This window comes from Acidocella sp. (genome assembly GCF_036489515.1).
GTDB lineage: Bacteria > Pseudomonadota > Alphaproteobacteria > Acetobacterales > Acetobacteraceae > Acidocella.
The window spans coordinates 19,269-42,319 of record NZ_DASXFO010000097.1; the positions used below are offsets into that span (position 1 = coordinate 19,269).

Consider the following 23,051-nt stretch of genomic DNA (forward strand, 5'->3'; position numbering starts at 1 on the left):
CGTCGTTGTGACAGTTGGGGTGAACGCCATAATTCTTCTTGCTTCGTAGACCTGCGCGGTTACCGTGCAGCCATCATCGATATAATTACCAGAGGTTAACAACTAAAACAATACAAAAATGACATGACATGGATTATTAAATAGACGCTCTGTCTGCAAATACAATTACTGATTTAAACGGCCAACGCCAGTAACAACCCGGCGAGCAGGGTTAAAATTGCCATGGCAGTGGGAATTTCCAAGCCCAGCCTTGCATAAATCGTCGGCGGTAACTTTCCTGGGAGCGGTGCTACCAACACCCCCTGAGCGCCCAGCGGCAGGTAAGAATCGACTCGGCCGAAGGCATCGATCATCGCGGATGTGCCGGAATTCGCGTCGCGCGCGAGTGGCAGTCCTTCCTCGACGGCGCGCAGCTGTGCGTTGACGAAATGCTGGCGCGGCCCGGCGGAATTGCCGAACCAGGCATCGTCGGTGACCGTGACCAGCCAGGAAGGCCGGTCCTTCTCATCGAGGATCTCGCCGGTGAAAATATCCTCGTAGCAGATCAAGGGGCCGAAGGGCGGCAGGCCCGGGACGTCGAGGGTCTTCGGGCCGGTGCCGGGCGTAAAGCCGGTGCCCAGCACGTCAGGGGTGATCTTCACCGGAATCCAGCGCGGCATGTACTCGCCGAAGGGCACCAGCTTCCATTTGTCGTAGACCGCCACCGCGGGTCCCGGGCCGTCGGTCACGACCAGGGAATTGCGGTAATCGTTGGGGCCCGCCACGCGCAGCGAGCCGGCAAGAATCGGCGTGGTTCCGGTCACCGCGGCCAGCTGCGCGCGGGCCACCGGGTCGCTGTCGAGCAACCAGGGGCTGGAGCCTTCAGGCCAGATCACGGTGTTGGCGCCGGCTTGCAGCCCGGCATGGCTCATTGCCAGCAGGCGCTGCCAGCGGGAGATCAGCGCCGCGCGCTCAAAGGAGCCCGGCACCGGGAAATCCGGCTGCACCATCGCCACGGTGATGCCGGTGGGCTTCACCGGCGTCTGCAAGCGCCAGACGCCGAATCCGGCCCAGGCGAGCAGGGCAACCACGAGGACCAGAAGCCCACGGCGCTTGAACAAGGGCATCCCGGCGAGAAACACGGTGAGCAAGGTCAGTCCGTGCACGCCGAAGATGGCCGCCGGCTGGATGAAAATCGTGCCGAGCGTGCCGGGAATGGCCCAGTCGGTGCCCCACAGATTCCACGGGAAGCCGGAGAAGGCGAATTGCCGGATCAGGTCGGAGATCACCCAGGCGCCGGAAAAAATCAGCAGGCGCGGCAGGCCGGGCTTGGCGAACCAGGCGGCGTAAGCCGGGATCAGGGAGTAGAACGCCACGGCGGCGGCGAGCAGGGGGGCGGCCAGCGGCACCAGCCACCAGAAGGTCGCGGCCTCGGTGAGGATCGGCTCGGTGATCCAGTACAGCCCGCCGAGGTTGAGGCCGAAGCCGAACAGCCAGCCGATCCAGGTCAACTGCTTTTTGGTCTCGGCCGCGCCGATCAGGCGCAGAAAAGCCGGCACGCTGAGCAGCAGCACCGGCAGCAGGTGGACGGGGGGCAGCGCCAAGGCCGAAGCCAGGCCCCAGAGGAAGGCGCGCAGTTTGGGCCGCGCCGCGAGGTAGGCCGGCACCGCATGACGCGGTGTGGCGGGAGAGGCTTTTGTCAGGCGGCCTTGGAAGGCAGGCTGGTCAGGCACGCGGCAAGCCGAATTTTCGCGCCACCTCGGCAAAATCGGCGGCCGTGTCATGGTCGGGGCAGGGTTTTGTGTCGTCCTCGGCGCGGACCAGCTGGCAAGTGCGCAACCCGGCGTTGCGCGCGGCGTCCAGCTCGGCCGCGACATCGGAGAGGAACAGCGTCTCGCCGGGCGACAAATTCGCGCCGCGGCAGATCGCGGCATAGCTCGTCTGATCGCGCTTCGCACCGACGGCGGTGTCGAAAAAGCCGGAAAAGAGCGGCGTGAGATCGCCGGCGTCACTGTGCCCGAACAGCAGTTTTTGCGCCGGAACCGAACCGGAGGAGTAGACGAACAGCCGCAAGCCGCCTTGCGACCAGCGTTTCAGCGCCGGCGGCACGTCCGGATAAAGGACGGATTTGAGGGCGCCGGTGCGATAGCCCTCTTCCCAGATCATGCCCTGGACCGTCTTCAGCGCGGTGATTTTCTCGTCCCGGTCCATCCAGCCCAGCAGCGTCTCCAGCACCGGCTCTGGTACATCGGCCAGTATTTTGTGGCCGATATGCGCGGCGCAAAACGCCGCGAGCCGCGCCCGTGCGTAAGGGAACAGGGTTTTATGCACGAAATCGATCGGCGTGGTGGTGCCTTCGATATCCGTGACGATGGCGGCCGGCGGTAGGCTCACGCGACGGGGAAGCGATCGGAGATTTTGTCACCGGTGAAATGCGCGACCCAGCCGGATTGGTCGGTAAACACGCGCAAAGCGGTGAAGAATGGCTTTTCGCCGGCATCGAACCAGTGCTTGGTGTTGGCCGGCACCGAGATCAGGTCGCCCGCCTCGCAATAGGCGTCATAGACCTTGCCGCCGACATGCATGATGAAATGCCCGCCGCCATGCACGAAGAAGCGGATCTCGTCCTCGGTATGGATGTGCTCGGAGAGGAATTTCTGGCGCAAGGCCGGGACGTTGGGATTGTCCGGCGTGAGCTTGAGCACGTCCGCCGAGCCGGCACCCTTGGTGCCCATCAGGGCGTTGAGATAGGGGCGGTAGGCCTCGAGTATCACTTCGGCGTCATCATCGGGGCTCAGTGTCACCGGGCTCTCCCAGCGTTCGAACTGCACGCCGATGCGGCCGAGTTCGGCCGTCATCGTGGCGGCGTCCTCGGTGAGGATCACCGGGGCGTCCGGGGTATGGTCTTCGAAAACCGTCAGACGGCTCATTTGATGCGTCTCCGTTCGAGCTCGCAGCTCAATAGAAATTCCAGCGCTTCGAGCCGCCAATAGGCGTGCACCACGCTGCTCCCCCAGGCATATACACCGTGCCCCGCGATCACGTAACCGATCGGCGGCTCGCGCTTGAGCAGCGGTTCGATGAAGCCGGCGAGGCGGGCGATGTCCTGGTCGTTCTCATAGACCGGCAAGGTCACGTCCAGCTCATGCGTGGCAAAACCGAAGGCCTTGAGAATCTCATAATTCGAGAAGGTGATCGGCCCCTGCATCGAGAGCACGGTGGCGGCGACGGAATGGCCGTGGAGCACCGCGCCGACGGGCGGAAACAGCCGGTAGAGCTGGCAGTGCAGCAGCGTCTCCGCGCTCGGTTTTTGCGCCGCGCTCAGCGCCTGGCCGTCGTAATCCACAGCCATGATATCGGCTTCGGTCAGCCGGCCCTTGTGTACGCCGCTACGGGTGATGGCGATGGCAGAATCGTCGATCCGTGCCGACAGGTTGCCGGCGGAACCCGGCACCCAGCCACGACCATCCATGCGCCGGCCGATCTCGACCAGCGCGCCGGCATGCCCAGCTGGAACCATGTTCAGCCCTGGTTGACGGACGTTTTCTGCTCAGGCACGGCGGTGCCCGGTGCGTTCAGCGAGCCGGGCTCACTCATCGCCGCGTCCTTGGTCTTCTTCTCTTCGTCCTCGGAAGCTACGTTCTGCTTGAAGGTTTTGATGCCCTTGCCGAACTCGCCCATCAGGTTGCTGACCTTGCCGGTGCCGAACAGCAGCATCACCACCACCAGAACGATCAGCCAATGCCAGATGCTCAAACCACCCATACCAAAACTCCACGCGAATATTACTGATCAGTTTACCCCGATCGGGGAGGGATGGCAAAAATCCCTGCCGGCTCGCTCATTGAAATAGAGCGACCGCCACCATCGAGCCGCCATTATACAGAATATGCAGGAGGATTCCGGGCCGAATCGAGTGGTATTTGAGCCGGAGCAACACCGCCGCCAGCGCCACCAGCCCGACATCGAGGAAGCCCGGCGGATAATAAATTTTTTGCGGCGCATGCACCGCGACGAACAGCGCCACGGAGATGGTCGCGGCCCAGACGGTGCCGAATCGCGCCGCCAGGCCGGCAAAGGCGATGCCGCGAAAAATGATCTCTTCCAGCACCGGGGCCAGGAAGGTGGCGATGAGGATCGGCGGCAGCAATGCCGGGCCGGTGCCGGAGAACAATTTCGCCATCGGCAGGTTTTGCAGCTTCGCGAGGTTGGGCGGCACCAGATGGTACATCACGACCACCACGGCGACGATCGCCACCGCAGCCAAGGCCGCCACCGCATAGGCGCGCGCCGGCGCGGGACGCCAGGCGATGCCGGTGGCGCCGCCATCCTGGCGCTGCGCCGGGCTGAAACGGTGCAGGTAGCGGACGGCGAAGAGCGCCGAGGCGGCCTCCACGCCAAGAAAATTCGTCAGCAGATAGCCGCCGCCGGAAAAATCGACCCGCTGGCGCGCGTGGTGCAGGACCAGCACCGCATCCTCCACGCCGAGCACGAGGTTGATCAGCAGCGAGGCCGCCAGCATGGAAGCGGCGAAGCCCAGCACGGCCCAGATGCCCTGCACCAGGCCGAGTTTCGGCGCGGCGCCGGGCGGCAGCCGGGCCCCGGGCAGGAGCGCAAAGCAGACGCCGAATAAAAACACGTCTGCACCGGCCGCGGCGCCGAAGCCGAGCAGGCGCAAGGCGAGCCCGCGCGGCGGCCAATGATGGATGAGCGCTGCGCCAAAGCCGAGCCCGGCCAGCGCGCCGAGCAGAAGCAGGAGCAGGAGCCAGCCGAAGCCGGCGACGAAGCCTTTCATGCGATGCGGCTTTCCTCGAACTGGTGGAGAATTTTTGCAGGCTCCGCGCCGGCCGCGCGCAAAGCTGCCAAGGTGGCCGCCTGGTCGCGCTTGGCCAGGCGTTTGCCGGATGCGTCGGTCAGCAGGCGATGGTGCGCATAGACCGGCGTGGGCAGATCCAGCAGTGCCTGGAGCAGCACGTGGAGATGCGTTGCGGCGCGCAGATCCTCGCCCCGGATGACATGGGTGACGCCCTGCAGCGCGTCGTCATGGACCACGCAGAGATGATAGCTGGTCGGGACATCGCGCCGTGCCAGGATAACATCGCCGAAAGCCTCCGGGGCGGCGGTGGTCCAGCCATGCCCTTCCTCGAAAAATTTTCGCGTCGTGCTTGCCGCCCGCAGCGCCGCTGTCATGTCCAGCCGTAGCGCATAAGGTGCGCCGGCGGCGATTTTTTCCCTCCGCTCATCCGCGCGCAGATGCCGGCAGGTGCCGGGATAGACCGGATCGGCGCCATGCGGGGCGGCCTGGGCGCGGAGAATCTCGGCGCGCGAGCAGAAGCAAGGGTAGAGCAGGCCCTGCCGCTCCAAACGCTGCAGCGCTACGTCATATTCCGAAAAATGTTCCGACTGCACACGCACCCCCGCCCAATCGAGACCGAGCCAGGCGAGATCCTCCAGAATCGCGGCGGAGAATTCCGGGCGGCAGCGGGTGGTGTCGATGTCCTCAAGACGCAGCCAAAAATGCTCGGCGCGCCGCCAGGCGGTCCAGGCGGAAAAGGCATGGCCGAGATGCAAAAATCCCGTCGGGCTGGGGGCAAAACGTGAGGTGATGCTCATGATGGTCGTAGATATAACCCCGGCCGGCTCAGGTGAGAGAAGGGTAAGGCTACTTTTTGTGAACAAAAAGTAGCAAAAAAACTTTATTAACCTGGGTCATGGGCGTTGTCGCCGACACAGCCCATCGCCCAGCTTCGCCAAAAATTTTTGCGCCGCTTTTTTTAAAAAGCGGCCGCTTTCTTCTTGTGTCAGGGCGCAAAGCCACATGACAACTGGTTGACAGATACCGCTTTACCTTGCGGTGCGGCCGAGGTTTTGCCATAACGTCATCATGACTCGCATCGACCACCATATATGGCTGGGACTCGCGACCAAACCCCAGCATTTAGTTCCCTTCTGGGACAGGTTCAGTAATGCCTGACGGCGGGATGCATTTTCCCGCCCTTGTCTTAAATGCGGACTTCCGTCCGCTATCCTATTTTCCGTTGTCGACTTGGACCTGGCAGGACGCCGTGAAAGCGGTATTCCTCGACCGGGTTTCGGTGCTTTCGGAATATGAACGCGAAGTCCGCTCGACGAACTTCTCCATGCGCCTGCCCAGCGTCATCGCCTTGCGGGACTTCATCCCCTCGGCGCGGATGCCCGCTTTCACCCGCTTCAACGTGTTTCTCCGCGACGGGTTCACCTGCCAGTATTGCGATTACCGCCGCTCCGCGCCGGAGCTGACCTTCGACCATGTGATTCCGCGCGCCCGCGGCGGCCGCACCAGCTGGGAGAATGTTGTCACCGCCTGCGGCCCGTGTAATCTGCGCAAGGGCAGCAAGCTGCCGCGGGAGTGCCACATGATCCCACGGCAGGAGCCAAGGCGGCCCACCAGCTGGGAATTGCAGGACCGGGGGCGGGGCTTCCCGCCCAACTTCCTGCATGAAAGCTGGCGGGACTTTCTTTACTGGGATTCTGAACTGGAGAATTAATTTTGGACTTAGGGACGGCACGGAAAATTCTGGATACGGCTTTGGCCCATGCGGTCGAGCACAAGTTTATGCCGATGGCGATTGCGGTGTTTGACGCCCGCGGCGCCCTGAAAGCCTTTGTCGCGCAGGACGGCACCAGCCTGAAGCGTGGGGAAATCGCGATGGGCAAGGCCCAGGGGGCGCTGGCCATGGGCCTGGGCACGCGCGCGCTGATGAAGCGCGCCGAGACACAGCCTTATTTCATCGCCGCGGCGACCGCGGCGATTGGCGGTACACTGATCCCGGTGCCGGGCGGCGTGCTGATCAAATCCGGTGGCAAGGTGATCGGTGCGATCGGCCTGTCCGGCGACACCTCCGACAACGACGAAGCCGCAGCCTTCGCGGCCATCGCCGCTGCCGGGCTCGAGGCTGACGGCGGCTAGAAAAGAAAGCAGCCGCTTTTTAAAAAAAGCGGCGCAAAAATTTTTGGCGATGCTGGGCCATGGGCGCTGTCAGCGACAACGCCCATGGCCCAGGTTAATAAAGTTTTTTTGCTACTTTTTGTTCACAAAAAGTAGCCTTCCTTTCTAAAGCCCCAGATCCAGCTGCGCGCTTTTCGCTGCGGCTTTTACCGACACTTCGCCATCGGCGAACCGGATATTTAACGCGGCGTTAGGGGCGACATCCGCCGCCTTCTGCACCGGCGCGCCTTTGGCGTTCGTCACCAGGGCGAAGCCGCGCGCCAGCACCGATTCGTAGGACACGGAGTCGAGCCGCACGGAAAGCGTTTCCAGCCGCAGCCGGGCTTCGCGCAGACGGCCGGGCAGGGGGGCGTCCAGGCGCTGCGCCAGCAGGGTCACGCGGTTGCGCCGTGCGGAAATTTCCGCGCCCGGGGCGGTGAGGCGGTAGCCGGCGGCGTCCAGCCGTTTGCCGTAATTGCGCAGCAGATTGGGCAGGGCGCTTGCGAGGCGATGCTCGAGCAGGGCGATGGTGTTGCGGTGGCCGGCCAGAATCTCGCGCGGGTGGCGCAGCCGGTTGGCAAGCTGATCCATGCGGCGGTGCTGGGCGGCGACGTAATTGGGCAGCGCCAGGATCAGGCGTTCGGCGCGGTCGTCCAGGCGCTGCCGGGCGGCGCCCAGCATGGACGGCAGGTCCGGCAGTTTGGCCCCGGCCTGGTTGAGGTGCAGCCGCGCGGCAGAGGCGATGCGCGAGAGCGCGCCGGTGAGTCGGGCGGTTTTCTGCGCCAGATCGGCCAGCAATTCGAGCCGAGCGGGGATCGCCATTTCCGCCGCCGCGGTGGGGGTGGGGGCGCGGCGGTCGGAGACGAAGTCGATCAGCGTCGTGTCGGTTTCATGCCCCACCGCGGAGATCAGCGGAATGGTGCAGGCGGCGGCGGCGCGCACCACGATCTCGTCGTTGAAGGCCATGAGGTCTTCCAGGCTGCCGCCGCCGCGCGCGACGATCAGCACGTCCGGCCGGGGGATCGGCCCGTCCACGGCCAAAGCGGAAAACCCCGCGATGGCGGCGGCGATTTTCTCCGCCGCCCCGTCGCCCTGCACGGCCACCGGCCAGAGCAGGATGGGCGTGGGGAAGCGCCGGGCGATGGTGGTCTTGATGTCCTGCAGCACCGCACCTTGGGGCGAGGTGACGACGCCGATGAGGCGCGGCAGCATGGGCAAAGGCCGCCGCCGCTCCGGCGCAAACAATCCCTCGGACGCCAATTTGGCTTTCAGGGCCTCGATCCGCGCCAGCAGCGCGCCGGCCCCGGCATATTCCAGCCGCTCGACGATCAGCTGATATTCCGAGCGCTCGGGATAGGAGGTGATACGGCCGGTGGCGATGACCTCGACGCCGTTCTCGGCCTTGAGCCCGACTCGGGAGGCGACGCCCTTCCAGATGATGGCGCGGATTTTCGCGCCTTCGTCCTTGAGGGCGAAATACTGGTGGCCGGAGGCGTAGGCCTTGAATTCGGTGATCTCGCCGCGCACCCGTACGCGGCCGAACGCGCCTTCGAGGGTTTTTTTGACGGCGCCCGCCAGTTCGGAGACGGAAAATTCGGGGGTGTTGGGCAGCAGGTCGCTCATGGGCGAAGTGTATGATACAGCGCCGCGGCGTGACAGAGGGGTTTGAGACATGCGGGTTTTGATTATCGGGTCCGGCGGGCGGGAACATGCTCTGGCCTGGGCGATCTCGGCGAGCCCGCTGCTGACGGAATTGTTTGTCGCCCCCGGCAATCCGGGCACTGCCGGCCTTGCCACCAACGTGCCGCTGCGCACGAATGACATCGCCGGCCTGGTGAAATTCGCCGTGGACCAGAAAATCGATCTGGTGGTGCCGGGGCCGGAAGCGCCGCTGGTGGCGGGGCTCACCGACGCGATGGCGGCGCAGAAAATCGCCTGCTGCGGGCCGAGTGAGGCGGCCGCACAGCTCGAAGGCAGCAAGCGCTTCACCAAGGAGATCGCCGATGCCGCCGGCATCCCCACCGCCGCCTGGAAGGCGTTCACGGAGGCCGATGCCGCGCACGACTATGTCGAGGCGATGGGCGCGCCGATCGTGATCAAGGCGGACGGTCTGGCGGCGGGCAAGGGCGTGGTCGTCGCCACCACGCTGGACGAGGCACACGAAGCCGTCACGTCCATCCTGGAAGACAAGGTGTTTGGTGCCGCTGGCGCCGAGCTGGTGATCGAGCAATGCCTGGTGGGCGAGGAGATCTCGGTGTTCGCGCTGTGCGACGGCGAGGACGCGCTCTATCTCGGCTGCGCGGCGGACCATAAGCGTGTCGGCGACGGCGATACCGGGCCGAATACCGGCGGCATGGGCGCGATCTCGCCGCCGCCCTGGGCCAGCCAGACGGTCATCGACGCGACGATGGCGACGATCATCCGTCCGGCCCTTAGCGAGATGGCCCGGCGCGGCACGCCGTTCCGCGGCTTCCTGTTCGCCGGTCTGATGGTCGAAGCGGACGGGCCGAAATTGATCGAGTTCAACGTGCGCTTGGGCGACCCGGAATGCGAGACGCTGCTGCCGCTGCTGCGCTCGGACCTCCTGCCGGCGCTGGTGGCCGCCATCGAGGGCGAACTGCGGCACGTGGATCTGCGCTGGCGCGACGCCGCCTCCGCCACGGTGGTGATGTGCTCGAAGGGCTATCCCGGCGCCTATGCCACCGGCGGTGAAATTTTCGGGCTGGAGGAGGCCGGCGCGCTGCCGGAAGTGACCGTGTTCCATGCCGGAACGATGGAAGACCAGGGCGGCATCCTGGCCAATGGCGGCCGCGTCCTGGCGGTGAACGCCACCGGAAAGGATCTGCAAGAGGCGGTGACGCGGGCCTACGCGGCGGTCGACACAATCGAATGGGCCGACGGATTCTGCCGCCGCGACATCGGCCGCCGCGCGATTTTCGCCGCGCGGTAGAAAAAAGAAGCCGCTTTTTGAAAAAAGCGGCGCAAAAACTTTTATTGCGCTGGGTCATGGGCGTTGTCGCCGACAATGCCCATGACCCAGATTAACAAAGTTTTTTTGCTACTTTTTGTTCACAAAAAGTAGGCCTTTCCTTTCGCTAAGCGAGCGCCTGGGCGCGCACCAGGCGGGCGAAGGCGCCGTTTTGGGCCAGCAGCGCCTCGTGTGTGTCCTGTTCCACGGCCTGGCCGTCGGCCATCACCACGATCAGGTCGGCGTCGCGCACGGTGGAGAGGCGGTGTGCGACGACGATGGTGGTGCGGCCCTGGCGCAGCTTGGCCAGCGCCGCCTGCACCGCGGCCTCGCTCTCGGTATCCAGCGCTGAGGTCGCCTCATCCAGCAGCAGGATGCGCGGGTTGCGCAGGATCGCGCGGGCGATGGCGACGCGCTGGCGCTGCCCGCCGGAGAGGCGCTGGCCGTTGACGCCGACATTGGTGGCGAAGCCCTGGGGCATCTGTTCGGCGAAGCCGCAGGCGGCGGCCCGTGCTGCTGCCATCACCTCTTCCTCCGTCGCATCCGGCCGGCCGAGGCGGATATTCGCCTCGATCGTGTCTTCGAACAGCAGCGAATCCTGGCCGACATAGGCGATCGCGTCACGCAGGCTGGCGAGCGTCACTTCCGTGATCGGCGCGCCATCCACCAGGATGCGCCCGCCGGTCGGCGTGTAGAGGCGCGGGATCAGCGCCAGCGCGGTGGATTTTCCGGCCCCGGAACTGCCCACCAGCGCCAGCATTTTGCCGGGTGCTGCGGTAAAGCTGAGATCCTTGAGGCCCTCGCGCCCGTCCGGATAGGCGAAGGCGACATGTTCGAACGTAACTTTGCCAGGACCGGAGGGGAGCGGAGTCGCCCCCGGCGCATCGGCGATGGCGGCGGGTTCGTCGATCACGTGGAATACCCGCACCAGCCCGGCCAGGCCCTCCTGAATGGCGGCGTTCATCGTGCCGAGCGCGCGCAAAGGCCGCGAGGCGATCAGCAGGGCGGAGATGAAGCCCATGAAATTGCCGACGCCGCTGCCGCCGGTGGCGTTGCGCCAGCCTTCGAAGCCGATCACCAGCGCCACCGCCACGCCGCCCAATACCTCCAGCATCGGGTCCAGCCGGGCGCGCACGCGGGTCATGCGGATCAGCGCGGTATAGAGCTGCTCGAAAGTCCGGTTGGCGCGGTTCTGTTCGTGCTGCTCCAGCCCATAGGCGCGCACCGTGCGGGCCTGGGCGAAACTCTCGTTCAGCATGGCGGCGGCCTGGCCCATGCGCTCCTGCATGCCGCCCGAGGCGCGGCGCATGCGCTTGCCGATTTTCTGCACCGGAATGCCGGCGAGCGGATAGAGCAAAGCGGCGATCAGGCTCAGCTTCCAGTCGATGGCGATCATCGTCACCACCAGCCCGACCACGGTTGCGGCATCGGCCACGGAGTTCACCGCGCGGGTCATGGCCTCGCGGATCACGGTGGCGTCGGTGGTGAAGCGCGCCGCCAGCGCCGCCGGCGCCTCGCGCTCGACGCGGGCCAGGGCGGCGTTGGTGAGATGCCCGAACATTCCGATCTGCAGCCGGCGGATCACCAGCAGAACCATGTCCTGCGTCAGCACCGACTGGAAATACATCGACGTGCCCTTGATCACAGTGACCACCAGCACCAGCACCGGCACCTGGTAGAGGATCCGGGGGTCCTTGCGGGCGAACATGGTGAAGGCCCAGTCGATCAGCGCCGGATACAGGGCCGTGGTGCCGGACATCACCAGCGTCATCACCACGATGAGGATGATACGGCCGCGGTAATGCCCCACATGGTCGCGCCAGAGGCGGCGGATGAGTGCGGAGGTCGAATGGTCCTGGGCAGGGGGCGTGGCGAGCGGCTGATGCATGATGGCGGGGTTAACCACAATTCCGCCGGGGCACCAATCGGCCGGCGAGCGGTGGCTGGCGGCGGCGCGGGGTCGCGCTTATAAGCGGCGCCGATGGACACGATTTACAAGGGCGATCTCTCGACCAAAGCCGGGCGGCGCAACGCCTGGATCGACGCCCTGTTTGTCGACCATGCGGTGCTGCGCATCCTCTGGACCAATTTTTCCGCCGTGCAGCCCGGGGTGTTGTACCGCTCCAACCATCCGACGCCGGGTAATCTCGCCGCGTTCAAACGCAAGGTCGGGATCAACACGGTGATCAACCTGCGCGGCCTGGCGAAGAACGGGTCCGATGCGCTGTCGCGCGACGCGGCGCTGCGGCTGGGGATGGATTTTTACGACATGGCGCTGGAATCGCGCGGCGCGCCGCATCGTGACCGCATTCTGCGCCTGGCCGGGATTCTCGCCTCCATGCGGGGGCCGGCGCTGCTGCACTGCAAGTCCGGCGCCGACCGCGCGGGCCTGGCCTCGGCGCTGTTCGTGATGATCCAGGGCGGCACGACACAGGCTGCGTTAAAGCAGCTTTCCTGGCGTTATGGCCATATCCGCCAGTCCAAGACCGGCATTCTCGACGCATTCTTTTACATGTACCGCAGTGAGGCCGAGGGGCGGAAAGCGTTTTTGGACTGGGTGCGCGAGGATTACCAGGAAGAGCGGCTGCGCGCCGCGTTCAAGGCCGGCGCCTTGGCCGCCTTCATCAACGACAGGATTCTGGTGCGCGAGTAGGCTTGGCGTCTTAGATTGAAAAAAGCGGCGCAAAAACTTCTTTTATGCCAGGCCTGAGGCTGCGTCGCCGACGACGCCCACGGCCCAGCATTAATAAAGTTTTTTTGCTTCTTTTGGTTCACAAAAAGAAGTCTTTCCTTTAGCGTACCCTATGCAGGTTCCGTGAGCCAAAGCGCAGCGCATAGGTGCCGCGCGGTTCAAAATTCATCGGAATATGTTATTATATCTATTCAAATTGTTTGAAAAAGCCTTAGAGCGACAGGCGTTTGGCCGGAATCGGCAGGTTCAGTTCAGACGCGTGAAATTGCTCGCCAAAAGTCGGAGGCCGGAGCGGTCATCGTTGTGATGAATGCACCGGCCGCTGAATTCATTTGTATGTGACGATCGAGGATGGAGCCTTAAGATTAAGCATCGCCGCGATTTGCCAAGGCGTGCCAGACTGCGCCACGCGTTGCCAGCATGGGATGAAGGGAGCGTCTTCGCGGTCATTGTCACCGGGACGGCCGTTCTGGGAATGCTGCTGATGAAAGGGGCCAGCGGGCAGGCGACCATCTGGCCAGCCAATGGTGTCCTGTTGGCGATCCTGCTGACCACGCGCGTCTCTCTCTGGCCCGCTTATCTCGCCGTCGGCGTTGTCGCCAATCTCGTCGCGGCGTATCTGCTGGGGTTTCCGATCAATTTCATCATCAGGTTTCCTCTGGTCAACCTGTTGGAACTGGGCATCGCGTTGGCCTTGCTGCGCCGGTTCGTTGGCGAAAACTACGATCTGTCGCAGCCGAGGATCCTGGCGCGATTTTCCGTGATCGCGGCGGTGTTGGCGCCGGCGGCGTCAACGCTGCTCAACGCCCTGTTGTTCTCCTTTCTCATGATGCGCGGCGCCGCGGCGAATTTCTTTCTGGCGGTGTTTTTTGCGCATGCGCTGGGCATCATCACGATCGCGCCGGTCGCTTTGGCGCTGCTGGGCCAGAAATACACCCGTTCCGCCAAAAAACCGCGTCTCTTGCTGTCGGCCAGCGTGTCGGGCCTGTTCCTAGTCACGACCGTTCTGGTGTTCGCGCAGTCGCGCTATCATGTGCTGTTCCTGGTGTACCCGCCGCTGGTGTTCATGGTGTGCCTGTTCGGCCTGGTTGGCGGCGCCGCGGCGCTGTTTGTCACCACTTTCCTTGCCATTGGCTTAACGCTGAACGGCCATGGTCCGATGATTTTGGAGGAGCCAGCGTCGCAACTCACCCGCATTCTGATGCTGCAATTCTTCGTCAGCATCGCGGCGTGTCTGGTTCTGCCGCTTTCAGCGATCCTGGCCGAACGCGATCGTGCGGAGCGGCAATTGGAGCAGAGCCAGGAGCGGCTGGCAGAGCTCGCCCGCACCGATCCGTTGACCGGCCTCGCCAATCGCCGCCAACTGGACGAGACGCTGGAGCAGGAATGCCGGCGCGCCAACCGCTACCGAGCGCCGCTCTCGCTGTTGCTGCTGGATGTGGATCATTTCAAGACATTCAACGACCAGTACGGTCATCAGGCCGGCGATGAATGTCTGCGCGCGGTCGCGGAAGTGGTGAAGAGTTTCGGTCGCCGGCCCGGCGATCTGGCGGCGCGCTATGGCGGCGAGGAATTGGCGGTGCTGCTGGTGTCCTCCCCGGACGATGCCGCGCCGTCGCGCGCCGAGGCACTGCGCCAGGCGGTCCAGGATTTGTGCCTGTCGCACGCCGGCAATGAGGCGTGTGGCGTGGTGACGGTCAGCATCGGCGTCGCCACCGTGCATCCGCAAAAGCATCCCGCCACGCCCAAAATGCTGATCGAACGCGCCGACGAGATGCTCTACGAGGCGAAACGCCAGGGGCGTAACCGGGTGATGGTGAGCGCCTGAGGCTGGGCCATGGGCGTTGTCCCCGACAACGCCCATGGCCCAGATTAACAAAGTTTTTTTGCTACTTTTTGTTCACAAAAAGTAGCCTTCCCCTTCGCTTTAACTGGCCTTCTTTTTCAGCTTCTCGTTGATCACCACCTGCTGGATACCGCTGGCGGCCTCGGTGGCGGCGGCGACGGCGACGTCGCCCCAATAGGGTGAGATATCGCTGGCGGCGAGGACGTGAAGCTGGGTTACCTGGCCGATCTTGCGGTGATTGGTGTCCAGCACGCTCCAGTCCAGTTCCACCGTCACCTGGCCCTGGCCGCTCGGCGTGGCCTTCACCACGCCGGTCACGGTGAAGTCAGCCTGTTTCGCATTGGTGACCAGTTCCAGATCCGGGCTGGGCAGGTCGCGGCTGAGATCGAGCGGCAGCGCGCTGTCACCGTCGCCGGGAGCGCCGGTCACCTTGCCGATGAAAACCCGTGGCGGGCGATTCTCCAGCGAGAGCGGGTTGCTCTGCTGCACCCGCGCGTTGATGTTAGCCAGCAGTTTCGAGAGCGGCCGCGCATCGGTGGCGGCGGCGTCTTGCAGCGCGTCTGCCGTGCCATCGGCCCAGGCGGCGGCGGGCACCGGCGCGCCCTGAACCTGGCCATAGGGTTTGCCGTTCGGCCCCATCACCGCGTAGGCGGGGAGCACGTTGTTGCCCGCCAGCTTCGCGGTGGTGACCAGTTGCCAATCGCCTTTGGCGGCCGGGCCATAAATGCTCGGCACGTCCATATCCGCGAGCTGAGCGGCCAAATCCTTGGCGTAGAGTTTCGCGGCATCGTCGCCGAGCAGCGCCCCGGTCGGCGCGGGGACCATCAGCACCGGGGCCGGGGGAATGGACAATATCGCCCCTTCGCGTCCGGGATTCCCGTAAAACGGTTCGGGCAGGGTGCCGCAGGCGGCGAGCAGCAAAGGCAGGCCCAGGATCAGGTTTTTCATACGCATATGACGGAAACCTGATGGCCGATCGCACCCTCGCCGCGCAGGGTCCGGCGGCGATGCGAAAAGAATTTTTGCTCCTCCGCGCAGGTATCCAAAGGCAGGATTTCGGGGTTGACGCCGGCTTCCTTCAGGCGGGCGGCGCAGTAGCCGGGCAGGTCGAACTGCCAGCGCTCGGTGCGGCCGGGGACAAAGTAGCGCGCGGCGGCAGCATCGCGGGCCAGCACCGGGTCGCGCAGATCGGCCGAGACCTCGTAGCTTTTTTGCTGGATGCAGGGGCCGATCACGGCGCGGATGTTTTGCGCCCCCAAGGCACGCATGGCCTCGGCCGTGGCCTCCAGCACGCCGGCCAGTGCGCCGCGCCAGCCGGCATGGGCCGCGCCGACGATTTTCTGCGCTTCGTCTGCGAACAGCACCGGGGCGCAGTCGGCGGTGATGATGCCGAGCGCCAGGCCCGGGGTCGCCGTCACCATCGCATCGGCGGCGGGACCTTCCCCCATGGCCCAGGGCGTGGTCACGGTGACGACTTCCGCGCCATGAACCTGCTTCAGCCCCAGGAGATGTTCCGGCACGACGCTGAATTCCGCCGCCACCAGAGCGCGGTTACGCCGCACATTTTCGGGGTCATCCGCGCCGGAGAGGCTGCAATTCAGGCTCGCAAAGGGCCCCGTGGAAATCCCGCCCTCGCGGGTGAAAAAGCCGTGCGGAACGGAAAAATCGCCACGAAAATATTTCAAATTTCAAATCCCGGCAGTCTGGGCAGATGTTTAGGGCATAGCGCCACGGCTTTGAACAGGCTGCCCATCGCCTCAGGCGCCGTGAGGCGCTGCGCCGCCAGCGCGAAATTCTGCGCTTTGTCGGGAAATTTGCGGGCCAGGAAATCGCTGCGCTGGAACAGGCCGAGCCCGGTAAGGAAGGCGTTCTGCTTCACCGGCCCCTGGACATTCACACGCGCGGCGATGGCGGCGAAGTCGACATGGGCGGTCAGGTCGGCCTGGCCCGGATCCCGCAGCGGATCGGCATACGCGCCGTCGCGGATCGCCTGCACCGAGCTACCGGGCGCACTCTGCAGCGGGCCGTAATCGAGGAACAGGGCCACGGCCTCGCGCGCCGCCAATTTCTCACAGAACTCTTCGGCCGCCTCGTTGATCTCGCGGACACTGCCGACCGGATCGTCGGGAAGTTCGATGTCGGCCGGCAGCTCCACATAAGCGCCATTCTCGACATGAAGCTCGCGCCAGCCGGTTTCGCGGCGAATGAACTGGCGCACCGGCAGGGCATCCAAAAATTCATTGGCGAGCAGGATCAGCGGCCCCTCGGGGAGCGTATCCAACGATTCATGCCAAATAGCGTTCGGCACACGCGAAGCTTGCTCGGCGCGCAAGCGGCCAGAAAGTTCGATCAGATGCACCTGCTCGCGGGGCCAGAGGCGCAGCGCGTCCGCCATCAGCGTGCCGCGCCCGGGGCCGGCCTCGGCCAGGATGATGTCGTCCGGCGCGCCCATCATCTGCCACACGGTTTTCGCCCAGGCACCGAGAATTTCGCCGAAAACCTGGGTCAGCTCCGGCGCCGTGGTGAAATCCTCGAACGGGTCCTGCGCCGCGTAGTAAGCGGCGTTGGCCCGGGCCATGAAATGGTCGAAGCGCTCCATCAGGGCCATAGGCTGTGTCGCCGACAACGCCCATGCCCCAGCATAACAAAAGTTTTTGCGCCGCTTTTTTCAAAAAGCGGCTGCTTTCTTCCCATCATGCGCTAGTTCGTCAAACGCGGGCGGGTGCCGGCGAACCAGATGATGCAGAGCCCCGCGATCACCATGGGGATGGAGAGCAGCTGCCCCATCGTGGTGTCGAAGGGCAGGAAACCCAGGAACGGATCGGGTTCGCGAAAACATTCGCCGATGATGCGGGCGATGCCGTAGCCGGTCACGAACATGCCGGCGAGCGTGCCGGCGCGGCGGCGCAGGCACACAAAGCGTGACGCCACCAGCATGACGATGAACAATGTCACGCCCTCGAGGCAGGCCTCGATCAACTCGGAGGGATAGCGCGGCATCGGTCCGGCGTCGGGATAGACCATGGCGAATGGGAACCAGGCGGGGGCGGGGCGGCCCCACAGCTCGCCATTGATGAAATTGGCGCAGCGGCCGAGGAACAGGCCGATCGGCACCGCCACGGCGATGCGGTCGGCGAAGGCCAGGATGTTGATCCGGTGCTTGAGGCAGAACCAGATAATGGCGATGGTCACGCCCAAAAACCCGCCATGGAAACTCATGCCGCCATCCCAGACGGCGACGATTTGTTTCGGATGGGTGAAGAAATAGCCCGGCTGGTAGAACAGCACATAGCCGAGCCGTCCGCCGAGGATGATGCCGAGCGTCGCCCAGGTGAGGAAGTCGTCAACCTGTTCACCGGTGGCCGCGATGGGCGGGCGGCTGGCCAGATGGCGCACCAGGCGCCAGCCGATCAGCAGCCCGATGATATAGGCCAGCGCATAAAAATGGATGGTCAGGGGGCCGATATGGATGGCGCGCTGAAAGGCCGGCAGAATAATAGGGTTCATCGATACGGGTCCGGCTGTGTCAGGTATGACGTGATATAGGCATCAATGCCTTGTTCTAAAGTCTTGAAAGCATGATTGAAGCCGGCCGCGCGCAGCCTGGCCATCGGTGCCTGGGTGAAGGACTGGTATTGGCCGCGCAGGGTTTGCGGCATGTCGATGAATTCGATGCGCGGCGCCTGACCATTGGCGGCGCAGACCGCGGCGCCGAGATCGGCATAGGTGCGGGCAATGCCGGTGCCGAGATTATACAGCCCGGTCAAAGCGGGGGCGGTGAGCATGAAGCGCAGCGCCGCCACCACGTCGTCGATGTAGATGAAATCCCGCGCCTGCGCGCCGTCGGCCAGACCCGGCCGGTCGGACCGAAAAAGTTTGATCGGGCCGCCGGCCAACAACTCGTCGTGTTTGACCTTCACGACCGAGATCATCTTGCCTTTATGATATTCGTTCGGCCCGTAGACGTTGAAAAATTTGACGCCGGCCCAGGCCGGCGGGGTTGGCGCACCGCTCTCGACCTGGCGTGCGACCCAGAGGTCGAAGGCGTGCTTGCTCCAGCCATACAGGTTCAGCGGAAGCAGTTTTTGCAGCGCAGGGGAGGAGAAAACGTCGTCGAAGCCGGCCGTGCCGTCGCCGTAGGTGGCGGCGGAGGAGGCGTAGATGAAGCGCACGCCGTGGCGGGCGGCCCAGGACCAGAGCTTCTGGCTGAGCGTGACATTGCTTTGCCAGACCAGATCGCCATCGGTCGCGGTGGTCTCGGAAATCGCGCCGAGATGCACGATCGCCTCCAGCGCCGGAGCAGACTCAAGAAAATCATCCAGCGCTTCCGGCGCGATCACGCGCCCGGGCGGGTGGTGGCGCAGGTTGCGCCATTTGCCGTCGCTGCCCAGCCAGTCGGCGATGACGGTGTCCTGCCCGTCAGCCTGCAGCGCCGCATGGAGATTCGAGCCGATGAAACCGGCGCCACCCGTGACCAATATCATGGAGGCGCTTATAAAGCGTCATAGATTTGAGAGAAGGCCCTGGGACCATGAATGAACGCCCGAAATTTTTTGATGACCTTGCCGGCGTGGCCGGCGGGGCGCTCTCTGCCTTGACCGGTCTGCGCGAGGAGATGGCGTCGATGGTGCGCGCACGGGTCGATGAGGCGGTGCGGCGCCTCGACCTCGTGAAGCGCGATGAGTTCGAGGCGATGTCGGAGCTGGCGCGGCGCGCCAAGGCGCAAGTGGAGGCGCTGGAGGTCCGCGTGGCGCGGCTCGAGGTGGACAAGCCCGACATCGTTCCCGAACCGGACGACATCACCGGCTGATAGGATCATCAGGCTAAGGCTACTTTTTGTGAACAAAAAGTAGCAAAAAAACTTTGGTTATGCTGGGCCATGGGCGTGGTCGGGGACAACGCCCATGGCCCAGCGGAGTAAAAGTTTTTGCGCCGCTTTTTTAAAAAGCGGCTGCTTCCCTTTCTCTGAGAGAGCAGGATTGAGCCATGCAACCGCTCGGGCCAAAAAGATGAGAGCATGAGTGATCGAAAGCCATCATGCGCTCAGGCTTTCGTGCGGCAGTACACGGCGCTGTCGGCCGCACGGCTGGTCCCCGACATCAAACTGCATCTCGCCACGGAGATCACGCCGCTCTGGCAGGCGAGCGAGGCGTTCCTGCAGGCGTACAACATGCCGCCGCCGTTCTGGGCCTTTGCCTGGCCGGGGTCGGAGGCGCTGGCGCATTATGTGACCCTGCATCCGGCGCTGGTGGCGGGGAAGAAGGTCCTGGATTTCGCGGCCGGCAGCGGGCTGGCCGGCATTGCCTGCGCCAAGGCCGGGGCGGCTTTGGTGGAGGCGGCGGAAATCGACCCGTTCGCGGCCGCGGCGATCGCCCTGAATGCGGCCGAAAATCGGTGTGACGTCACGGTGCTGCTGGACGATGTCGTGGGCTCGCCGTGCCGCTGGGATGTGCTCCTGTGCGGCGATGTCTGTTACGAGGCGCCGATGGCCCGGCATATCATGCCCTGGCTGCGGCGTTGCGCCGCGCAGGCCGTGGTGCTGATGGCGGATCCGGGCCGGAAATACGCCCCATCCGAGGGCGGCACGCAGCTCGCGCGCTACGAGGTGCCGACCAGCCTGGAGCTGGAGGACTCGCCAAGCCGTTGGGTGGGGCTCACGCGTCTGGAATCGTTGGAGGAATGCGCTCCATAGGTGCCGGCTATATATATATTCATCCGGCGCATTGCAGAACTCTGCGCATGGGGGGTTTGCAGCGTTGACCCTGCCAGACCTGCGGACTAAGCAACTGCAACATAATTCTTTTTAACGACCTCTTAGAAAGGTTTGCCATGTCGGATGTCCGCGAAGCCCTGATGGTGGGGCGCAATTCGGAGGGGAGACTGGTCCGGCGCCCACTGTCGCCGCATTTGCAGGTGTACAAGCTGGAAATGTCCTCGGTGACGTCGGTTTTTCATCGTGGCACGGGCATTGCGCTGGGCGCCGGCACGCTGCTGCTGACCGCCTGGCTGGTCTGCGCCGCCGCCGGCGATAGTGCATTTTCCGTCATCCAGTCGCTGTTCGCGACCTGGGTCGGCATTCTCGTCCTGATCGGCTTCACCGTCGCGCTGTTCTATCATTTCTGCAACGGCATCCGCCATCTGATGTGGGATGCCGGGCGTGGCTTCGAACTGCCGGACATGCATCGCAGCGGCAAAAGCGTATTCGTGGCGACGGTGGTGCTCACTGTCGTTTTCTGGGTCATCGCGTTCCTGGTGTGGTGAATGAACATGGATAAGTCCAACGCTCCCTCAATTCACGTGATGCGCAGCCAGCTCGGCCGCGCGCGTGGCCTCGGTTCGGCGAAATCCGGGCTGCATCACTGGTGGGCGCAGCGCGTTACCGCCATCGCGCTGCTGCCGCTCTCGCTCTATTTCGTGCTCTCGGTGCTGATGCTGGCCGGCGCCTCGCGGGCGCAGATGGCCGCCTTCATGGGCGAACCCTGGAACACGGTGCTGTATCTCTGCCTGATCGCGGCTTTGTTCTACCATCTCTCGCTCGGCATGCAGGTGGTCATCGAGGACTACGTCCATAACGAGTCGAAGCGGCGCGGCACGCTGCTCGTGACGCAGGCGGTCATCGTGTTCCTGGCACTGGCCAGCGCCGTCTCGGTTCTCAAACTCGCCTTCTAGAGCCTTCGGTGAAGGCTCTAACTCATATTTTTGGCGAGCAATTTCATGTGTTTGCCGGAAACCTGTCGGTTTCGTCCAAGCATACATTGCTCTAGAAAAACGGATTTTCGTCCATGAACGCGATCTCACAAACATCGATTGGCGGTTACAAGATCATCGACCACACCTATGACGTGGTGGTGGTCGGCGCCGGCGGTTCCGGCCTGCGCGCGACGCTGGGCATGGGGGCGGCCGGGCTGAAGACCGCCTGCATCACCAAGGTCTTCCCGACTCGCAGCCATACCGTGGCGGCGCAGGGTGGCATCGGCGCCTCGCTCGGCAATATGGGCGAGGATAACTGGCGCTGGCACATGTACGACACCGTGAAAGGGTCGGACTGGCTGGGCGACCAGGACGCCATCGAATATATGTGCCGCGAGGCGGTGCCGGCGATTTATGAGCTGGAACATTTCGGCGTGCCGTTCTCGCGCACCGAAGACGGCAGGATCTATCAGCGCCCCTTCGGCGGGCATATGAAGGATTACGGCAAGGAGCCGGCCAACCGCGCCTGCGCCGCCGCCGACCGCACCGGCCACGCGATCCTGCACACGCTGTATCAGCAGAGCCTCAAACATGAGGTGGAATTCTTCGTCGAATATTTCGCCCTCGACCTGATCATGGACGATGAGGGCGCCTGCCGCGGGGTGATGGCCTGGAACCTGGAAGACGGCACCATCCACCGCTTCCGCGCGCAGATGGTGGTGCTCGCCACCGGTGGTTACGGCCGCGCCTATCTTTCCTGCACTTCGGCGCATACTTGCACAGGCGATGGCGGCGGCATGGTGATCCGCGCCGGGCTGCCGGTGCAGGACATGGAATTCGTGCAGTTCCACCCGACTGGGATTTTCCCGGCGGGCTGCCTGATCACGGAAGGGGCGCGCGGCGAGGGCGGGTATCTGACGAACGCCGAAGGCGAGCGCTTCATGGAACGCTATGCGCCGACCGCGAAGGATCTGGCCTCGCGCGACGTGGTGTCGCGTTCGATGACCATCGAGATCAATGAAGGCCGCGGCGTGGGTCCGAACAAGGACCATATTCTGCTCCATCTGGAGCATCTTGGCGCCGATATCCTGCACGAGCGCCTGCCGGGCATTTCCGAGACCGCGCGGGTGTTCGCCGGGGTGGATGTGACCAAGGAGGCGATCCCGGTGCTGCCGACCGTGCACTATAACATGGGCGGCATTCCCACGAACTACCGCACCGAAGTGCTGCGCCCGACCGCTGCCAACCCGGATGCGGTGGTGCCCGGACTGATGGCGGTAGGCGAGGCGGCCTGCGTCTCCGTGCACGGCGCCAACCGGCTCGGCACCAACTCGCTGCTCGACCTGGTGGTGTTCGGCCGCGCCGCAGCACAACGCGCCGCCGAGATCGTCAAGCCCGGCGCCACCCAGGCGCCACTCCCCGCCAACGCGGGCGAGGCCAGCATGGCCCGCTTCGATGCAACCCGCCACGCCAAGGGCGGCACCAAGGTGGCGCAGCTGCGCGACCAGCTGCAGCGCACCATGCAGAGCCACGCCGCGGTGTTCCGCAATTCCAAGAGCCTGTCTGAGGGCGTGACCAAGATGCAGGGCCTGTGGCAGGGCCTCTCCGACATCTCCGTGACGGATCGCAGCCTGATCTGGAATTCCGATCTCGTCGAGGCGCTCGAGCTCGACAACCTGATGGGCAATGCGATGACCACCATGGTCTCCGCCGAAGCCCGCAAGGAGAGCCGCGGCGCGCAGGCGCATGACGATTTTCCGGATCGCGACGATGCGGAATGGATGAAGCACACGATCAGCTATTGCGACGAGAAGGGCGGCGTGCAGCTCAGCTACCGCCCGGTTAAAATGCAGACGCTGACCAACGAGGTCTCCGTGTTCCCGCCCAAGAAGCGCGTGTATTAAGGAAC

24 protein-coding genes are annotated in these 23,051 nt (G+C 64.3%); 10 read left to right on the forward strand and 14 right to left on the reverse strand.

Going from position 1 to position 23,051, the window contains the following annotated elements; genetic code table 11:
- Positions 1 to 173 precede the first annotated feature (173 nt).
- The 7 genes from lnt to gluQRS all read right to left on the reverse strand — a co-directional run bounded on the left by lnt (position 174) and on the right by gluQRS (position 5,592).
- Positions 174 to 1,712: an apolipoprotein N-acyltransferase gene (gene lnt, locus VGG47_RS14345; protein ID WP_331539741.1), complete on the reverse strand. Its 1,539-nt coding sequence runs from the start codon at positions 1,710 to 1,712 to the stop codon at positions 174 to 176.
- The gene (gene mtnC, locus VGG47_RS14350; RefSeq protein WP_331539743.1) at positions 1,705 to 2,373 is read right to left on the reverse strand and encodes an acireductone synthase; all 669 of its coding nucleotides are present in this window, start codon (positions 2,371 to 2,373) and stop codon (positions 1,705 to 1,707) included. Before mtnC ends, lnt begins: the two co-directional genes overlap by 8 nt.
- Positions 2,370 to 2,909, reverse strand: a complete 540-nt coding sequence (locus tag VGG47_RS14355) for a 1,2-dihydroxy-3-keto-5-methylthiopentene dioxygenase (RefSeq protein ID WP_331539745.1) — start codon at positions 2,907 to 2,909, stop codon at positions 2,370 to 2,372. Before VGG47_RS14355 ends, mtnC begins: the two co-directional genes overlap by 4 nt.
- Positions 2,906 to 3,499, reverse strand: coding sequence for a methylthioribulose 1-phosphate dehydratase (locus tag VGG47_RS14360; RefSeq protein WP_331539747.1), 594 nt, complete (start codon positions 3,497 to 3,499; stop codon positions 2,906 to 2,908). Before VGG47_RS14360 ends, VGG47_RS14355 begins: the two co-directional genes overlap by 4 nt.
- 2 nt (positions 3,500 to 3,501) lie before the next feature.
- Complete coding sequence (locus VGG47_RS14365; RefSeq protein WP_331539749.1) at positions 3,502 to 3,744, reverse strand: twin-arginine translocase TatA/TatE family subunit; 243 nt, start codon at positions 3,742 to 3,744, stop codon at positions 3,502 to 3,504.
- A gap of 76 nt (positions 3,745 to 3,820) precedes the next feature.
- On the reverse strand, positions 3,821 to 4,774 hold the full coding sequence (locus VGG47_RS14370) for a CPBP family intramembrane glutamic endopeptidase (RefSeq protein ID WP_331539751.1): 954 nt from the start codon (positions 4,772 to 4,774) through the stop codon (positions 3,821 to 3,823).
- Complete coding sequence (gene gluQRS, locus VGG47_RS14375; protein WP_331539753.1) at positions 4,771 to 5,592, reverse strand: tRNA glutamyl-Q(34) synthetase GluQRS; 822 nt, start codon at positions 5,590 to 5,592, stop codon at positions 4,771 to 4,773. The genes VGG47_RS14370 and gluQRS overlap by 4 nt, the downstream gene beginning before the upstream one ends.
- A 353-nt stretch (positions 5,593 to 5,945) precedes the next feature.
- On the opposite strand from gluQRS, the gene VGG47_RS14380 reads away from it, so the two are divergent.
- Together VGG47_RS14380 and VGG47_RS14385 are read left to right on the forward strand one after the other, a co-directional pair.
- Positions 5,946 to 6,506, forward strand: coding sequence for an HNH endonuclease (locus VGG47_RS14380; protein ID WP_331539755.1), 561 nt, complete (start codon positions 5,946 to 5,948; stop codon positions 6,504 to 6,506).
- A gap of 2 nt (positions 6,507 to 6,508) precedes the next feature.
- Positions 6,509 to 6,928 carry a GlcG/HbpS family heme-binding protein gene (locus VGG47_RS14385; RefSeq protein ID WP_331539757.1) on the forward strand — a complete coding sequence of 140 codons (420 nt, stop codon included), beginning with the start codon at positions 6,509 to 6,511 and terminating at the stop codon, positions 6,926 to 6,928.
- 144 nt (positions 6,929 to 7,072) lie between these two features.
- On the opposite strand, the gene xseA is transcribed toward VGG47_RS14385, so the two are convergent.
- Positions 7,073 to 8,569 (reverse strand): exodeoxyribonuclease VII large subunit, encoded by a 1,497-nt coding sequence (gene xseA / locus VGG47_RS14390; RefSeq protein ID WP_331539759.1) that lies wholly within the window; start codon positions 8,567 to 8,569, stop codon positions 7,073 to 7,075.
- Between the two features lie 49 nt (positions 8,570 to 8,618).
- Here xseA and purD point away from each other — a divergent pair, with 49 nt between their 5' ends.
- Positions 8,619 to 9,896, forward strand: coding sequence for a phosphoribosylamine--glycine ligase (gene purD / locus VGG47_RS14395; protein ID WP_331539761.1), 1,278 nt, complete (start codon positions 8,619 to 8,621; stop codon positions 9,894 to 9,896).
- A 145-nt stretch (positions 9,897 to 10,041) separates the two neighbouring features.
- Here the strand turns inward: purD and VGG47_RS14400 are convergent, their stop codons facing one another.
- A complete protein-coding gene (locus tag VGG47_RS14400) occupies positions 10,042 to 11,802 on the reverse strand; it encodes an ABC transporter ATP-binding protein (RefSeq protein ID WP_331539810.1) in 1,761 nt (586 codons plus the stop codon).
- Positions 11,803 to 11,904: 102 nt separating this feature from the next.
- On the opposite strand from VGG47_RS14400, the gene VGG47_RS14405 reads away from it, so the two are divergent.
- Positions 11,905 to 12,567 carry a tyrosine-protein phosphatase gene (locus tag VGG47_RS14405; protein WP_331539812.1) on the forward strand — a complete coding sequence of 221 codons (663 nt, stop codon included), beginning with the start codon at positions 11,905 to 11,907 and terminating at the stop codon, positions 12,565 to 12,567.
- Between the two features lie 349 nt (positions 12,568 to 12,916).
- Positions 12,917 to 14,434, forward strand: a complete 1,518-nt coding sequence (locus tag VGG47_RS14410; RefSeq protein WP_331539763.1) for a sensor domain-containing diguanylate cyclase — start codon at positions 12,917 to 12,919, stop codon at positions 14,432 to 14,434.
- 99 nt (positions 14,435 to 14,533) lie between these two features.
- On the opposite strand, the gene VGG47_RS14415 is transcribed toward VGG47_RS14410, so the two are convergent.
- The 5 genes from VGG47_RS14415 to rfaD all read right to left on the reverse strand — a co-directional run bounded on the left by VGG47_RS14415 (position 14,534) and on the right by rfaD (position 18,936).
- A complete protein-coding gene (locus VGG47_RS14415) occupies positions 14,534 to 15,406 on the reverse strand; it encodes a hypothetical protein (RefSeq protein ID WP_331539764.1) in 873 nt (290 codons plus the stop codon).
- Positions 15,397 to 16,137 carry a peptidoglycan editing factor PgeF gene (pgeF, locus tag VGG47_RS14420; protein WP_331539766.1) on the reverse strand — a complete coding sequence of 247 codons (741 nt, stop codon included), beginning with the start codon at positions 16,135 to 16,137 and terminating at the stop codon, positions 15,397 to 15,399. The genes VGG47_RS14415 and pgeF overlap by 10 nt, the downstream gene beginning before the upstream one ends.
- Positions 16,134 to 17,060, reverse strand: coding sequence for a class I SAM-dependent methyltransferase (locus tag VGG47_RS14425; protein WP_331539768.1), 927 nt, complete (start codon positions 17,058 to 17,060; stop codon positions 16,134 to 16,136). The genes pgeF and VGG47_RS14425 overlap by 4 nt, the downstream gene beginning before the upstream one ends.
- 92 nt (positions 17,061 to 17,152) lie before the next feature.
- Positions 17,153 to 17,959 carry a prolipoprotein diacylglyceryl transferase gene (lgt, locus tag VGG47_RS14430; RefSeq protein WP_331539770.1) on the reverse strand — a complete coding sequence of 269 codons (807 nt, stop codon included), beginning with the start codon at positions 17,957 to 17,959 and terminating at the stop codon, positions 17,153 to 17,155.
- On the reverse strand, positions 17,956 to 18,936 hold the full coding sequence (rfaD, locus tag VGG47_RS14435) for an ADP-glyceromanno-heptose 6-epimerase (RefSeq protein WP_331539772.1): 981 nt from the start codon (positions 18,934 to 18,936) through the stop codon (positions 17,956 to 17,958). Before rfaD ends, lgt begins: the two co-directional genes overlap by 4 nt.
- 47 nt (positions 18,937 to 18,983) lie before the next feature.
- On the opposite strand from rfaD, the gene VGG47_RS14440 reads away from it, so the two are divergent.
- The 5 genes from VGG47_RS14440 (at position 18,984) to sdhA (ending at position 23,046) form a co-directional block, all read left to right on the forward strand.
- Complete coding sequence (locus VGG47_RS14440) at positions 18,984 to 19,262, forward strand: accessory factor UbiK family protein (RefSeq protein ID WP_331539774.1); 279 nt, start codon at positions 18,984 to 18,986, stop codon at positions 19,260 to 19,262.
- A 207-nt stretch (positions 19,263 to 19,469) separates the two neighbouring features.
- A complete protein-coding gene (locus VGG47_RS14445; RefSeq protein WP_331539776.1) occupies positions 19,470 to 20,144 on the forward strand; it encodes a class I SAM-dependent methyltransferase in 675 nt (224 codons plus the stop codon).
- Positions 20,145 to 20,281: 137 nt separating this feature from the next.
- The gene (gene sdhC / locus VGG47_RS14450) at positions 20,282 to 20,713 is read left to right on the forward strand and encodes a succinate dehydrogenase, cytochrome b556 subunit (protein WP_331539778.1); all 432 of its coding nucleotides are present in this window, start codon (positions 20,282 to 20,284) and stop codon (positions 20,711 to 20,713) included.
- A gap of 6 nt (positions 20,714 to 20,719) precedes the next feature.
- Positions 20,720 to 21,121 (forward strand): succinate dehydrogenase, hydrophobic membrane anchor protein, encoded by a 402-nt coding sequence (gene sdhD / locus VGG47_RS14455; RefSeq protein ID WP_331539780.1) that lies wholly within the window; start codon positions 20,720 to 20,722, stop codon positions 21,119 to 21,121.
- Positions 21,122 to 21,234: 113 nt separating this feature from the next.
- The gene (sdhA, locus tag VGG47_RS14460; protein WP_331539782.1) at positions 21,235 to 23,046 is read left to right on the forward strand and encodes a succinate dehydrogenase flavoprotein subunit; all 1,812 of its coding nucleotides are present in this window, start codon (positions 21,235 to 21,237) and stop codon (positions 23,044 to 23,046) included.
- Positions 23,047 to 23,051: the final 5 nt, after the last annotated feature.

Coding starts and splice junctions, on each gene's coding strand:
- VGG47_RS14355 (WP_331539745.1), bottom strand. CDS start 2,909: ATGAGCCGTCTGACGGTTTTCGAAGACCATACCCCGGACGCCCCGGTG.
- VGG47_RS14360 (WP_331539747.1), bottom strand. CDS start 3,499: ATGGTTCCAGCTGGGCATGCCGGCGCGCTGGTCGAGATCGGCCGGCGC.
- VGG47_RS14365 (WP_331539749.1), bottom strand. CDS start 3,744: ATGGGTGGTTTGAGCATCTGGCATTGGCTGATCGTTCTGGTGGTGGTG.
- VGG47_RS14370 (WP_331539751.1), bottom strand. CDS start 4,774: ATGAAAGGCTTCGTCGCCGGCTTCGGCTGGCTCCTGCTCCTGCTTCTG.
- gluQRS (WP_331539753.1), bottom strand. CDS start 5,592: ATGAGCATCACCTCACGTTTTGCCCCCAGCCCGACGGGATTTTTGCAT.
- VGG47_RS14380 (WP_331539755.1), top strand. CDS start 5,946: ATGCCTGACGGCGGGATGCATTTTCCCGCCCTTGTCTTAAATGCGGAC.
- xseA (WP_331539759.1), bottom strand. CDS start 8,569: ATGAGCGACCTGCTGCCCAACACCCCCGAATTTTCCGTCTCCGAACTG.
- purD (WP_331539761.1), top strand. CDS start 8,619: ATGCGGGTTTTGATTATCGGGTCCGGCGGGCGGGAACATGCTCTGGCC.
- VGG47_RS14400 (WP_331539810.1), bottom strand. CDS start 11,802: ATGCATCAGCCGCTCGCCACGCCCCCTGCCCAGGACCATTCGACCTCC.
- VGG47_RS14410 (WP_331539763.1), top strand. CDS start 12,917: ATGCACCGGCCGCTGAATTCATTTGTATGTGACGATCGAGGATGGAGC.
- VGG47_RS14415 (WP_331539764.1), bottom strand. CDS start 15,406: ATGCGTATGAAAAACCTGATCCTGGGCCTGCCTTTGCTGCTCGCCGCC.
- VGG47_RS14425 (WP_331539768.1), bottom strand. CDS start 17,060: ATGGCCCTGATGGAGCGCTTCGACCATTTCATGGCCCGGGCCAACGCC.
- lgt (WP_331539770.1), bottom strand. CDS start 17,959: ATGAACCCTATTATTCTGCCGGCCTTTCAGCGCGCCATCCATATCGGC.
- rfaD (WP_331539772.1), bottom strand. CDS start 18,936: ATGATATTGGTCACGGGTGGCGCCGGTTTCATCGGCTCGAATCTCCAT.
- VGG47_RS14440 (WP_331539774.1), top strand. CDS start 18,984: ATGAATGAACGCCCGAAATTTTTTGATGACCTTGCCGGCGTGGCCGGC.
- VGG47_RS14445 (WP_331539776.1), top strand. CDS start 19,470: ATGAGTGATCGAAAGCCATCATGCGCTCAGGCTTTCGTGCGGCAGTAC.
- sdhC (WP_331539778.1), top strand. CDS start 20,282: ATGTCGGATGTCCGCGAAGCCCTGATGGTGGGGCGCAATTCGGAGGGG.
- sdhD (WP_331539780.1), top strand. CDS start 20,720: ATGGATAAGTCCAACGCTCCCTCAATTCACGTGATGCGCAGCCAGCTC.
- sdhA (WP_331539782.1), top strand. CDS start 21,235: ATGAACGCGATCTCACAAACATCGATTGGCGGTTACAAGATCATCGAC.